At 71.0% G+C, this 13,380-nt stretch carries 8 protein-coding genes and 1 pseudogene; 2 read left to right on the top strand and 7 right to left on the bottom strand.

Going from position 1 to position 13,380, the window contains the following annotated elements; all coding sequences use genetic code 11:
- The 3 genes from KUTG_RS34380 to ftsY form a co-directional block, all read right to left on the bottom strand.
- The coding region (locus KUTG_RS34380) for a sodium:solute symporter family protein (protein WP_043731596.1) at positions 1-980 on the bottom strand (980 nt) is incomplete at its 3' end.
- Positions 977-1,171 (bottom strand): DUF3311 domain-containing protein, encoded by a 195-nt coding sequence (locus KUTG_RS34375; protein WP_043722798.1) that lies wholly within the window; start codon positions 1,169-1,171, stop codon positions 977-979. The genes KUTG_RS34375 and KUTG_RS34380, both read right to left, overlap by 4 nt.
- Positions 1,172-1,332: 161 nt before the next feature.
- Positions 1,333-2,658 carry a signal recognition particle-docking protein FtsY gene (gene ftsY / locus KUTG_RS34370; RefSeq protein WP_052395726.1) on the bottom strand — a complete coding sequence of 442 codons (1,326 nt, stop codon included), beginning with the start codon at positions 2,656-2,658 and terminating at the stop codon, positions 1,333-1,335.
- 62 nt (positions 2,659-2,720) lie between these two features.
- Here ftsY and KUTG_RS66525 point away from each other — a divergent pair.
- Both KUTG_RS66525 and KUTG_RS66520 read left to right on the top strand, forming a co-directional pair.
- Positions 2,721-3,716, top strand: a pseudogene (locus tag KUTG_RS66525) (anhydro-N-acetylmuramic acid kinase); the annotation flags it as partial.
- Positions 3,717-3,860: 144 nt separating this feature from the next.
- The gene (locus KUTG_RS66520) at positions 3,861-5,357 is read left to right on the top strand and encodes a sodium:solute symporter (RefSeq protein WP_052396746.1); all 1,497 of its coding nucleotides are present in this window, start codon (positions 3,861-3,863) and stop codon (positions 5,355-5,357) included.
- On the opposite strand, the gene KUTG_RS34360 is transcribed toward KUTG_RS66520, so the two are convergent.
- From KUTG_RS34360 to KUTG_RS64220, 4 genes are all read right to left on the bottom strand, one after another.
- Complete coding sequence (locus tag KUTG_RS34360) at positions 5,287-6,459, bottom strand: MFS transporter (RefSeq protein ID WP_043722796.1); 1,173 nt, start codon at positions 6,457-6,459, stop codon at positions 5,287-5,289. The two genes, KUTG_RS66520 and KUTG_RS34360, sit on opposite strands and share 71 nt — an antisense overlap.
- Entirely contained in the window at positions 6,456-7,958 is a 1,503-nt protein-coding gene (locus KUTG_RS34355; RefSeq protein ID WP_232241119.1) for a GGDEF domain-containing protein, read from the bottom strand. The genes KUTG_RS34360 and KUTG_RS34355 overlap by 4 nt, the downstream gene beginning before the upstream one ends.
- 13 nt (positions 7,959-7,971) lie before the next feature.
- The gene (locus tag KUTG_RS34350) at positions 7,972-11,214 is read right to left on the bottom strand and encodes an AfsR/SARP family transcriptional regulator (RefSeq protein ID WP_052395725.1); all 3,243 of its coding nucleotides are present in this window, start codon (positions 11,212-11,214) and stop codon (positions 7,972-7,974) included.
- Between the two features lie 328 nt (positions 11,215-11,542).
- Positions 11,543-13,380 (bottom strand): AAA family ATPase (locus KUTG_RS64220; protein ID WP_232241117.1); only part of this gene is annotated, 1,838 nt, incomplete at its 5' end.

Below are 13,380 nucleotides of genomic sequence, written 5' to 3'. Positions count from 1 at the left end.
AGCACGCCCGCGCCGCCGACCACACCGACGAACCACGGGTCGAAGGTCTTGGCGGTGATGCGCAGCAGCGACAGGTCGCCGTCGCTGCCCTTCAAACCCGGCACCACCAGCACGGCCGCGAAGCCGGCGAAGAACACGAACAGCAGGATCAGCTGGTAGAGCGGCAGCACGACCGCGTTGCGCCGGAACACCCGCTCGTCGCGGGCGGTGTATACGGCGCCGAACGAATGCGGCCACATGTAGAAGCCGAAGGCCGACAGCAGCACCGTGGACACGAACCAGGTCGGGCTCATGCCCTTCGAGGGCAGCGTGAGGAAGCCCGGCTTGGCGGCGTCGATGGCGTGGAACATGGAGCCGAAGCCGCCGAAGTAGTGCACCGGCAGGTAGATGCCGAGGAACACGACGACCACCAGGATCAGCACGTCCTTGAGCGCGGCCGTCCACGCCGAGCCGCGCACGCCGGAGATCGTCACGTACGCCGCGAGCACCACGGTCCCGACGATGATCGACACCGCGTACGGGATCCGCCCGCCGGAGGTCTCGGAGACGATGATGCCCAGCCCCTTGAGCTGGAGCACCAGGTACGGCACCAGGGCCACCACGCCGACCAGCGACACCAGCACGCCCAGGCCCGGGCTGTCGAACTTGGCCGTGAAGAAGTCGGCCTGGGACAGCAGGTTCTTGCGCTTGCCGTAGCGCCACAGGGTGGGCAGCAGCCAGTACGACATGACAAAGGCGATGGAGCCGTAACAGAGGATGTAGAAGGCCGGGCCGCCCTTGCCGTAGGCCCAGCCCGAGCCGCCGAGGAAGGTGAAGGTCGTGTAGATCTCGCCGGCCATCAGCAAGAACACGAAGACCGAGCCGAAGCCCCGGCCGCCGACGCTCCACTGCTCCAGGTCCATGTCCCGGCCGCGGCGGGCCCGCACCGCCAGCGCCACCGCGACCAGCACGGTGGCCGCGACCACCAGCAGCGCGGTCACTCGCCGCTCCGGTTGGCCGGGTCGAGCTTGTAGATCACGGCCAGGATCACCGAGGTCAGCACGACCCAGGCCAGCATCCAGAACAGGATGAACGGCAGGCCGAGCACGTACGGCTCGGTCCGGTCGGCGAACCAGGCGCCGCCGAGCATTCCCAGCACCGGCAGCACGCCCAGCAGGTGGCGTGGTCGCATCGAGCCTCCCCGCAGCAGCTCGGCAATTCCGCTATACGGAATCCCCTTCCCAGGTTTGACGCGAATCCAACGTCGCACCCGACGGTGTGTCAAGACCTGCCCACGGGCTGTAACACAACAGCCTCATGATGATGGGACGTTTCGCCGCGGGGAGACGAAAGTCAGCCCAGGAGGGCGTCGACGAAGGCGGCGGGTTCGAAGGGAGCCAGGTCGTCGGGGCCCTCGCCGAGGCCGACCAGCTTGACCGGGACGCCGAGTTCGCGCTGGACCTGGAAGACGATGCCGCCCTTGGCGGTGCCGTCGAGCTTGGTCAGCACGACGCCGGTGACGTCGACGACCTCGCCGAACACGCGGGCCTGGGTCAGGCCGTTCTGGCCGGTGGTGGCGTCCAGCACGAGCAGCACCTCGTCGACCGGGGCCTGCTTCTCGACGACCCGCTTGACCTTGCCGAGCTCGTCCATCAGGCCGGTCTTGGTGTGCAGGCGGCCGGCGGTGTCGACGAGCACGGCATCGACCTTGGCGTCCACACCCTGCTTGACGGCGTCGAAGGCGACGGCGGCGGGGTCGGCGCCTTCCCTGCCCCGCACGATGTCGGCCCCGACACGGGAACCCCAGGTGGCCAGCTGCTCGGCGGCGGCGGCACGGAAGGTGTCGGCGGCCCCGAGCAGCACGGTCCGCCCGTCGGCCACAAGCACGCGAGCCAGCTTGCCGGTGGTGGTGGTCTTGCCGGTGCCGTTGACGCCGACGACCAGCAGCACGGCCGGCTTGCCGTCGTTGGGCAGCGCCCGCACGGCCCGTTCCATGTCGGGGTGCAGCGCCTCGATCAGCACCTCACGCAGCAGCGTCCGGGCCTGGGCGGCGTCACGCACGCCCTGGGACACGATCTTGGTGCGCAGCGAGGCGACGATCTCGGCCGAGGTGGCCGCGCCGAGGTCGGCCATCAGCAGCTGGTCCTCGATCTCCTCCCAGGAGTCCTCGTCGAGGTCGCCGGCGCCGAGCAGGCCGAGCAGGCTCTTGCCGAACATCGTCTGGGAGCGGGCCAGCCGGCCGCGCAGCCGCTCCATGCGGCCCTCGGTCGGCGCGATCTCGTCGAGCTCGGGCTCAGGCTCCGGCTTCGCCGAAGGCTCGGGGACCGCCTCGACAACAGGCTCGACGGGCTCGGGCAGGTCGACGTCGACCAGGGTGGGCCGCACCGAATCGCGCGGCACGGAGGCGTCGTCGCCGACGCCGGGCTGGCCGTCGACCTCGGTGCGTTCCTCGACGGGATGCTTCACGGGCTCGGCCGTGGCGGTCCCGCCGCCGGTCGATAGGTTGAACCCGCCGCCGGCCTGGTAACCGCCGGCCTTGGGCTTGTCCAGCTCCTCCTTCCTCGTCATGTCGATGCGCCGACGGCGGGCCAGCACGAGCCCGACCACCAGGGCGACGAGCAGGACCGCCAGCACGACGGCGCCGATCACGATGAGATTGGTAGGAATCACGGCTCCCATCCTCGCATTCGGGCCCTTGCCAACATCTAACGCATCGACGTCAGGTTTGGTAGGAAACGTGCATGAAGGTGCTCGGCCTGATCTCCGGCACGTCCATGGACGGCATCGACGCCGCCGTGGCCGACCTGCGCCTGACCGGCGACACCATTGAGCTGACGCCGCTGCACGCCGACGCCTTCCCCTATCCCCCGCACGTGCACGCCGACCTGCTGGCCGCGCTGCCGCCGCGTGACTGCACCGCGGCGAAGCTGTGCCAGCTCGACACCTGGGTCGGGCAAGCGTTTGCCGACGCCGCCGCGCAAGCGCTTGCGCGGCGCCCCGACCTGGAGCTTGTCGCCTCGCTCGGCCAGACCATCTACCACTGGGTCGAGGGCGACCGCTGCGAGGGCACGCTCCAGCTCGGCCAGCCGGCATGGATCGCCGAGGCCACCGGCCTGCCGACGGTCGCCGACATCCGGGCCCGTGACGTCGCCCGCGGCGGTCACGGCGCGCCGCTGGCGGCGATCCTCGACGCGCTGTGGCTCGGCGGCCGTGACGACCGGACCTGGGTCGCACTCAACATCGGCGGCATCGCCAACATCACCGTCGTCACGCCCGGCACCTCTTTCCTCGCGCCAAGCCACGGGCCCATCGCCTACGACACCGGGCCCGGCAACGCCCTGCTGGACCTCGTCGCCCGCCGGGTCGGCCTCCACCAGGACGAGGACGGCGAGCTGGCCGCCGACGGGACCGTGCAGCGGGATCTGCTCGACCTCCTGCTGCGGGAGCCGTACTACGCGCGGCCGGCGCCGAAGTCGACCGGCAAGGAGCTGTTCCACGTCGGCTATCTCGACGGCACCGAGTACCGGGTCGTCAAAGACGTGATGGCCACGCTGGTCGAGCTGACCGCCATCACGGTGGCCGACGCCTGCCGCAAGCACGGCGCGGACGTGGTCGTGGCCTCCGGCGGCGGCGTGCGCAATCCGACGCTCATGCGGGCCCTCCGACGCCACCTGGAGCCGGCGGAGCTGTGCGTCAGCGACGACTTCGGCCTGCCCAGCGACGCCAAGGAGGGCTATCTGACGGCCCTGCTCGGCTTCCTGACCTGGCAGGGCGTGCCGGCCAAACGGCCGCCTGCTCGGTTCCGTGACGCCCGGCCGCGGGCCGCTGCGCCCGCCGCCACCGCCCCGAGGTTCCCCGTGTCCAAGCTGCGCGTTGTGGAGGTGCCCGATGCATCCGGGCTGACCCTGGTCATCATCGCGCTGTACCTGCTCGGCCATGCCAGTCATCGGCTGCTGCTGCGGGGAAGGCAGCGCACCGGCGCGGACTACTTCCTCGGCGGCCGGAACCTGCCGTGGTGGGCGGTCTGCCTGTCCGTGGTGGCAACGGAAACCTCGACGCTGACGGTGATCAGCACGCCGGGTCTGGTGTGGGGCACCGGTTTCACGTACCTCCAGCTGGCGCTGGGCTACATCGTCGGCCGGATCCTGGTGTCGATCATCCTGCTTCCCCGCTACTTCAAGGGAAATCTCGTCACCGCGTACGCCTTCCTCGGCCAGCGCTTCGGCACCGCCGCGCAGGGCGTGGCCTCACTGGCCTTCGTCGTGACGCGGCTGCTGGCCGAGGGCGTGCGGCTGTTCGCCGGCGCGATCCCGATCCAGGCGATCCTGGCCAGCTACGGGATTCACACGGCGTACTGGCACATCGTGCTGGGGCTGACCGTGCTCACCGTGATCTACACCTACGTCGGCGGCGTGCGGTCGGTGGTGTGGGTGGACGTGGTACAGCTCGCGCTCTACCTCGGCGGCGCGCTGGTGGCGGTCGGCGTGCTGGCGTCGAGGCTGCCCAGCGACTGGTTGTCGGTGGCCGCGGCCGGAAACCGCTTGCAGTTCTTCGACTTCACGTCCAATCCGCTGTTCAGCCAGTACGCGTTCGTGACGGCGATCGTCGGCGGCGCGGTGTTCGCGATGGCCTCGCACGGCACGGATCAGCTGATCGTGCAACGACTTCTGGCCACCCGCAGCCTGCGTGACGGCCAGAAGGCGCTGATCGGCAGCGGCATCATCGTGTTCGTCCAGTTCGGACTGTTCCTGCTGGTCGGGGCCGGCCTGTGGGTGCTGTACCACGGGGCGGCGCCGGCCTCGCTGGGGCTGACCAACACCGACGGCTTCTTCTCCAAGTTCATCGTCGAGGACCTGCCGGTCGGCGTGGCCGGGCTGCTGATCGCCGGCATCCTGGCGTCCACCATGGGCGCTCTGGCCTCCGCGCTGAACGCCCTGTCCACCTCGACGGTCACCGACCTGTATGAGCGGTTCCGCAAGCAGCCGCTGCCCGAGGACTCGGCGCTGCGGCACGGGCGGATCTGGACGCTGGTGTGGGCGGCGGTTTTCGTGGTGTTCGCGTCGATGTTCTCCAGCACCAAGGGCCCGGTGATCGAGCTCGGCCTCGGCATCACCGGCTACACCTACGGCGCGTTGCTGGGCTCGTTCGCGTTGGGGTTGCTGGTCAAGCGGGCCACTCAGGCCGACGCGGTGACGGCCTTCCTGGTGACGGTGGCGGCGATGGCGGTCATCGTGTCGTTGAAGTTCACCGTCGGCGGCAAGTCGGTGGGGCTGGCCTTCCCCTGGTACACGCTGACCGGCGTGATCATCACGCTGATCGTCGGCGGTCTGCTGTCGCTACGGCATCGGGCTCCGGCTGTCGCCGAGACTGTCGGCTGACCGCCCAGCCCAGCAACGCCGACACCACCTGCATGAGGCCGACGACGGCGATGACGCCGGCCGGGCTGAGGACCGTCCGCAACGGACCGACCAGTGCCGCGCCGAGGGCGTAGGCGCCGATCTTGAGGCTGGCGCCGGTCGCGCCGACCTGGCTGAGCAGGCCGGGCGGGCTGTACCGCTGGCGCGCGGCCAGCAGGGCCGAGAACTGCGGACCCAGGGCGAGGCCTGCGACTACGGCCAGCGCCAGCAGGACGGGGAACGAGCCGGCCAGGGACCAGCTGGCCAGCGCGACGCCGTAGGCCGCCAGCGAGATGAGCACGGTCCCCCAGCGGTCCTGGAAGCGGATCAACGCGACGTTCGTGACGACACAGCCTATTTCCAATGCCGTGAGCACAAAGCCGGCCGAGTCCTCGCCGACGCCCAACTGGTCGGTGCGCTCGGTCAGGGCCACGATCAGCAGGCCCATCGAGCCCCAGCCGAGGGTGGTGGCCAGCGTGACGGCCCGCAGCCTCGGCGTGCGGATCATGTGCCGGAGACCCGTGAGCACAGGTTGACGCCCGTGAGGGCTGGGCGGGACCGGCGCGATGAACACCAGCGCGGCGACGCTGCCCAGCGCGGCGGCGGCGATGGCCAGCACCGAGCCGGCCGGCGTGATCAGCTTGGCGCACAGGCCGGCGGCGGCCGGGCCGGCCAGCGCGGCGGCGCTGAAGGACAGGGCGTCCATGGAGTTGGCCCTGGTCAGCCGCTTCGGGCCGGCCAGGCCGGGCACCATCGCGGAGAAGCCGGCGCTGGTCATCGGCAGCGCCAGGCCGGCCAGCGCGGCCAGCGGCGGCGCGGCCCACCCCGGCGTGACGACGATGCCGATCATCGCCACGGCCAGGGCGCACTGGTTGACGGCCAAGGCGGCCCGGCGGTAGCGCGTGCCGTCCAACCAGGACCCGAGCAGTGGGCCGGTGAGCATGGACGGCAGGGCGTAGGCGGCGAGCGTGATGCCGGTCAGCGCCGTGTCGACGCCGCGGGTCAGCAGGTACACCGCGAGGGCCGGGCCGACCATCTCGTCACCGAGGCGGGCCAGCGTGGCCGCCGTGTAGTAGGCCCTCACACAGCCTGTGTACTGCTCACGACGCGGTTTCGGCCAGCACTTTTCGCCCGGTACAGGGCGGTGTCCGCGGCCAGCAGAAGCTTCTCCAGGGTGTCGCCGGCGGTCGGGTGCACGGCGCAGCCGATCGACACCGTCAGGCCGTCGACCTCGGCCTGCGTGCCGTCCAGCGGCACGGCGACGATCATCGCGGCGATCGCGCCCCGGATCCGCTCGCCGGCGGTCAGCGCGCCCGTCTCGGCGGAGCCGGGCAGCAGCACGGCGAACTCCTCGCCGCCGAACCGGCCGACCACGTCGTAGTCGCGGACCTGCCCGCGCAGGGTGTCGGCGACGGCCTTCAGCACCACGTCGCCGGCCACGTGGCCGTAGGTGTCGTTGACCCGTTTGAAGTAGTCCAGGTCGACCATCAGTACGCCGAAGGTTCTATTCTCGCGTATCGCCCTGGAGTATTCGCGTTGTGCGGAATCATGCCATGCAAGTGCATTAAGCAATCCCGTTTTGTCGTCGGTGCTCGCCGCGACTTCCAACTGCTTCACCAGGACACTTCTGTGCAACATCAACAACGGCGGCAGCACGAGGAGCACGAGCACCGGTTGGTAGACCAAAGCCAGCGCCGCAAGACCACCGAGACACAGCGTTACCGTTTCGAGCGCGTTGTCGCTCCAGGTGCCGAACAACGCTTGTCTCGACCGTTTCCGGCCGTACAGGAAAATTCCGGTCGCGGCCAAGCAAGCATTGACCAATTCGAACACCAGAGCGGCTGTCAGCACGATCGCCGCGGCCCGCCACGCGCCCGGCACGCCCTCGTCCAGCGAGCCGAGACCGGTCACTCGCAGCACCGAAGAGGCGGCCAAACAGGACAGCAGGGCCCACGCCGTGCTGACCGCGACCCGGTGCGGCGGGCGGGCCCGCACGTGCCGCCACACCCGGATCCACAGGTGGAGATACAGAAGCGCGGCCAGCAGGGAGACCATGGCCGGGGTCAGCAGCACCGCGCCGGCCAGGTACCAGACCGAGGTCATGTTGATGTGCGTCTCGCCCGACATCCAGCGGCGCATCCGCTCGATCCGGGCCGACAGCTCGGCCTGCCCGATGCCGAGCACCAGCAGCACGCCCAGCCAGCACAAATCCATTCCGTGCTGCGGAAACCGCACCGCGTCGGTTATCGGCAGGGCCACCGCCGCGAACTCGCAGACGAGTGCGAATGCGAGCCAGCCGGTCGCCTGCTTCCACACATCCCAGTTCGGCACCGCGGCGCTCATGTCACGGAAACGTGCGATACTTGTGCGCAAGGCGATACCGAGAAGTGCCATAATGGAACTCGACACCCCCTCTAGTTCGACCGCTCCGCATCGACAACCACCCGACGTGTCTGCCGTCAGCGTAGTCGGCCGTGCGTCCCGCGTACCCGGAGGAGGCGACCGACATGGCGACTCGCGAAGGCTGAGCTCCTTATTCTCGCGCAGACGGCGGTCCGGCGCCCGTCCCCGTCCGACGGACATGGCCCCGTTCGTCTCACGCTCCGTCACCGTGAAGCAGGTCGACGGCCTCCCCCGCCTCGGGCACCCCGAGTGCGCCCAGCACCTGTGCCGCCCGTTCCCACGCCCGCCTGGCCGCCGCGGTCGCACCCCGCGCCCGGTGCCCCCGACCAGCCGTGAGCAGCGCCCTTCCCTCGACGAGGCGCTGGCCCGTCCGTGCGGCCAGCGCCACCGCGGCCTCGGCGCGATCGACGGCCGGGCCCGACTCACCCGACGCCAACTGAATCTCGGCGATCACGTGCAGTGTCGCCGCCTCGGCGCACCGCATGGTCGCCGCGTCGCCGATGTCCAGCGCCTGCCGGGCGTGCGCGAGGGCCGAGGGCGGCTCACCCAGCGCCAGCTTGGTCCAGGCCAGGCCGAGTTGTGACCGAAGCTCGCCGTTGCCGAACCCGATGCCCCGGCTGAGCTGCAACGCCTCGCTGTGCCGCCGCAGTGCCGATTCCGGTCGGCCCTCGGCTCGGTCGAGCGCGCCCAACGTGTTCAGCGCGTTCACAGTTGCCCCACGAGCGCCGACCCGGACCGCGAGCTCGTGCGACTCCTCGGCCTCGCGCCGGGCGAGCTCGTGTCGGCCCATGTCCAGGTGCACCCCGGCGCACGTGTCCAGAACGTCGAATTCGTCCTCGCCGCCCAGTTCCCGGCGGATCCGCAGCGACTCGGTCATCTGCGTGGTGGCGTCGGCGTAGCGGCCGAGCTCCCGGTAGGAGTTGGCCATGTTGTTGCGCACCAGGGCCTCGCCCGGCCGCGAGCCGATCTGCCGGTAGCAGTCCAGCGCCTGCTCCAGGAACGCCACCGACTCGTCGAAGTGGCCGAGGTCGAAGTAGATGTAGCCGAGCCGGGACAGGGTCTTGGCCTCCGTCTCGGTCGCCCCGGCCGCACGGGCCAGCGACAGCGCGTCGGTCGCGTTCGGCGCGGCCCGCTCCGTGACCCCTAACTCCGCGTGGGTCGCGGCCAACGCGCTCAGCGCCGCCGCCTCGCCCGCGGTGGATCCCGTCTCCCGGAACAACTCGACGGCCTGCTCCAGGTGGTCCAGGGCCGGCCGGGTCTGACCGAGGTCGGCGTGGGCCGTGGCCAGGCAGTAGTTCGCGGCGGCCTCACCGAAGACGTCGCCGAGCTGTGCGGCCAGTCGGCGGGCGGCCTGGGCCGTGGCCACGGCGTCGACCGAATGCCGGCCGGTGATCAGGAACCGGCTGAGCACCACGGCCAGCCGCCAGCCCATCGGCAACCCCGCGTCCGCGGCGTCGCGGACCAGGGCCACGAGGGTGGCCCGTTCGTCGCCGAGCCAGTTGGCCGCCAGGTCCCGATTGGACGTCCGGCACACCGGCGTGCCGCCGGCGGGCGCCGGCAGCCCGATGTCGAACGGCGGCGCGAGGCCCAACACCTCGACAGCCGCTGCCGCGGAGTGCAGATAGCTGTCCCGCAGCCGGGTCAGCGCCGGCTCGCGCTCCTGGGGTGTGGCGTGCTGGCCCGCGTAGCGGCGGACCAGATCGTCCAGGTGGTAGCGGCCGGGCTGGTGCTGGTCGATCAGGTGGGCCCGGTCGAGGCCGCCCAGCAGGACCTCCGCCTCGTCCGAGCTGACGTTCGCGAGCGCCGCGGCCGCCATCACCCCGAACTCCAGGACGGGCGTGGATCCGAGCAGCCGCAGCATCTGTCTGGCCGACGGCGGCAGCGACTCGTAGGCGAGGTCGAAGGTCGCGTGGACGGCCGCTTCCTCGTCCTGCTCGACATCCAGCGCGGTGATCAGGCCGCCCTTGCGCAGCCGTCGCACATGGTCGGCGATGCTGTTGGTGATCGTTCCGGCGGCGATGCGCAGCGCCTCCGGCAGATGCGCGCACAGCGTGGCCAGCTCAGCCGCCGCCTCGGGCTCGGCCCGCACCGCCCGCTCGCCGAGCAGCACGGCCAGCAGCGCGCGGGAGTCTTTGGCCGCCAACACATCCAGGCTCACCGGGCTCGCGCCCTGCAACACGATCAGGCCGCGCAGCGCGTTCCGACTGGTGATCAGGACAGCGCAGCCCGGTTCCCCGGGCAGCAGCGGGCGCACCTGATCCGGCGTGACCGCGTTGTCCAGCACCAACAACACCCTCTTGCCGGCCAGCTGCGAGCGGTACAGCGAGATCTGCTCGTCTTCGTCGGCCGGAATCTGTTTCGGCGCAACGCACAGCGCGCGCAGCAGCCGCGGAAGCACCTCGGCCGGCACGAGCGGATGCGCGGGCGCCTGCCCCCGCAGATGCACGAACAGCTGGCCGTCCGGGAATCTCTCCCGCAGGTCCGCGGCCGCACGCACGGCCAACGCGGTCTTGCCGACGCCAGCCGGGCCCGACAGCGTCACCACCGGCACCGCGAGATCCAGCTCCGTCGGCGCCAGCAATGCCTTGACCCGGGCCAGTTCCGTCTCACGGCCGACGAACTCGCCGCCGCGAGCCGGCATCCGGAACACCGGCGCCTGCGCGCTGATGCTCGGGGCGGACGTCGGCGGGGCCAGCTTCGGGTCGCTCGTGAGGATCGACTGGTGCAGGTCGCGCAGCTCCGCCGACGGCTCCACGCCCAGCTCGTCGGCCAGCAGCCGTCGCACATGGTGGTAGATCGTCAGCGCCTCGGCCTGCCGGTCGGAGCGGTACAGCGCCAGCATCAGCTGGGCCCAGAACCGCTCCCGCAGCGGGTTGGCCGTGGTCAGCGCGCGCAGCTCCGTGATCAGGTCCGGGTGTCGGCCCAGCCGGAGCTGCGCCTCGGTGCGCAGTTCCGCCGCCTGCAACCGGCGCTCGTCCAGCGCCGACGCCTCGTTCTGACGCAGGTTCGTGCTCGGCACGTCGGCCAGCGCCGGGCCGCGCCACAGGCCGAGCGCCTCCGTCAGCAGGTCGATCGCCCGCGCCGGCTTCGCCGTCCTGGCCTCGGCCAGCAACCGGTCGAAGCGTCCCGCGTCCACGTCGTCCGCCGGCACGTCCACCCGGTAGCCGTCGGTCACCGTGGTGATCAGGTCCGGCACGCCGATCGCCTGCCGCAGCCGCATCACGTAGGCGCGCAACGTGGTCCGGGCCCCGTCCGGCGGGTCCTCGTCCCACAGGTTGTCGATCAGCTCCTGCGCGCCGACCGTGCGACCGGTGTGCAGCAACAGGGTCGCCAGCACGATCCGGTGCTTGCCCGCCCGGACCGCCACCGGCTCGCCGCCGTCGCGAACCAGCTCGACCGGGCCCAGCAGGCGGAACCGCATGCCCTCGCCGCTCATCGACCCTCCTCGGGTCCCGATGGTATTGGTCCGGTCACGCCCCTGAGGCACCCGAGGTTGCCCCACTTTTGCCACCCGCCCGAAACATCCCTTTGTCGGGTGGTTTTTCGGCCACGCAGCTCAGCAAATTCCCTTGCCAGCACGGAGATCGATCGGCGATGCCCCCGGTTGTCCCCAGGTCTGACAGCCGCCACCGGTTGTCCACAGCCCCACCCGCATCAAGATCAACTACCGATCTCCGCTGGTAGAATGGTCCGGGGATGGTCCCCCAGGGACAGGGTGGGCCATGTTTCGGGGCGGGGCCGGGCTAATTCGGGGCGGCTCGTGTTCAGGAAGTGGGTTCGGGCTCGGTCACATCGGCCGAGTCGTCCACAGTGGGCTCGCCGGCATCGACCGGAACATCCTCGACGAGTTCCGGCGCGCCCTCGACTACCGGCGCGCCCTCGACCTCTGACAGGTCTTCGGCTGCCGACAGGTCTTCCCCCGCCGGTGAGCCTTCGATCACCTGGGAGTCTTCGGCGGCTGGCGCGTCCTCGATCAGCAGGGAGTCCTCGACTGCCGGGGAGGGCTCGACCACCGGCGTTTCCTCGACCACCGACAGGTCTTCGCCTGCCGGCGCGTCCTCGATCACCGGGGCGGCCTCGACGGCCGGGGTCTCCGGTTCCTCCACTGTCGGCGCGGGCTTGTCGACGGCCTTCTCGACCTTGCCGCTGCGCAGGCGCTGGGAGATCACGGCGCTGATGCCGTCGCCGCGCATGGAGACGCCGTAGAGGGCGTCGGCGATCTCCATGGTGGGCTTCTGGTGGGTGATGATCAGCAGCTGGGACTTCTCCCGCAGCTGCTCGAACAGGGAGATCAGGCGGCGCAGGTTGGTGTCGTCGAGCGCGGCCTCGACCTCGTCCATGACGTAGAAGGGCGAGGGGCGGGCGCGGAAGATGGCGACCAGCATGGCGACGGCGGCCAGGGACTTCTCGCCGCCCGAGAGGAGGGACAGGCGCTTGACCTTCTTGCCGGGCGGGCGGGCCTCCAGCTCGATGCCGGTGGTCAGCATGTCGTCGGGCTCGGTGAGCACGAGCTTGCCGTCGCCGCCCGGGAACAGGACCTTGAAGACGATCTCGAACTCACGGGCGACGTCCCAGTAGGCCTCGGTGAAGACCTCGAGGATCTTGTCGTCGACCTCCTTGACCACGGTCAGCAGGTCGCGCCGGGTGGCCTTGAGGTCCTCCAGCTGGGTGGACAGGAACTTGTAGCGCTCCTCCAGCGCGGCGAACTCCTCCAGGGCCAGCGGGTTGACCTTGCCCAGCTGGGCCAGGTCCCGCTCGGCCCGCTTGGCCCGCCGGGCCTGCACGTCACGGTTGTACGGCATGGGCTGCGGCGCGGTGACGGCCTCGCCCTGCTCCTTGGCCGCCTCGTACTCGGCCAGCTCGGTCGGCGTGGGCGGCACCATGGCGTCGGGCCCGTACTCGGCGACCAGGTCGTCGAGGCCGATGCCGAACTCCTCGGCGATCCGGGTCTCCAGCTGCTCCAGCCGCAGCCGCTGCTCGGCCCGCACGACCTCGTCGCGGTGGACGGCGTCGGTCAGCTTCTCCAGCTCGGTCGTGAGTTCACGGAGACGACTGCGGAAGGTGCCCAGCGCGGCCTCGCGGTCGGCGCGGCGGGCCTGCGCGGCGTCACGGTCGGTGGCGGCGCGGTGCAGTGACGAGGCGATGCGCTGAAGCGCGGTCTCACCACCGGCGACCACGGCGTTGGCCACGACGGCGCCACGCACGCGAGCGGCCCGGGCCCGCTCGGCGCGTTCGCGGGCCTCGCGCTCGGCGCGGGCGGCTCGACGCAGCTGCTCGGCCTTGCCCTGCAACGCGCGCGCCCGCTCCTCGGCGGTGCGCAGCGACAGCCGTGCGTCCATCTCGGCCTGCCGGGCCTGGTTGAGCTGGTTGGCGGCCTCGTCGCGCTCGGCGGTGTCGGGCTCCTCCTCGACCGCCTCTTCCTGCACGGCGGCGAGCCGCTCCTCCAGCTCAGCGAGCTTGCCGACGGCGTCCTCGCGGGCCTGCTCCAGCTTGATCCGCTGGCCGCCGATGCGCTCCACCTCGGCCTCGGCCGACCGCACGGCCTGGCGCAGCCGGTTGATCCGCTCGCCGGACCGGGCCCGCCGGACCTTGGCCTCGTTGA

Origin of the sequence: Kutzneria sp. 744, assembly GCF_000568255.1 — a bacterium.
Taxonomy (GTDB): Bacteria; Actinomycetota; Actinomycetes; order Mycobacteriales; family Pseudonocardiaceae; genus Kutzneria.
The sequence above is the reverse complement of the archived record's forward strand: the minus strand, read 5'-3'. Positions and strand labels throughout refer to the sequence as shown.

Excerpts from the sequence above, each read along its gene's own strand:
- KUTG_RS34375 (WP_043722798.1), bottom strand. The coding sequence starts at position 1,171 with ATGCGACCACGCCACCTGCTGGGCGTGCTGCCGGTGCTGGGAATGCTC.
- ftsY (WP_052395726.1), bottom strand. The coding sequence starts at position 2,658 with ATGGGAGCCGTGATTCCTACCAATCTCATCGTGATCGGCGCCGTCGTG.
- KUTG_RS34355 (WP_232241119.1), bottom strand. The coding sequence starts at position 7,958 with ATGTCCGTCGGACGGGGACGGGCGCCGGACCGCCGTCTGCGCGAGAAT.
- KUTG_RS34350 (WP_052395725.1), bottom strand. The coding sequence starts at position 11,214 with ATGAGCGGCGAGGGCATGCGGTTCCGCCTGCTGGGCCCGGTCGAGCTG.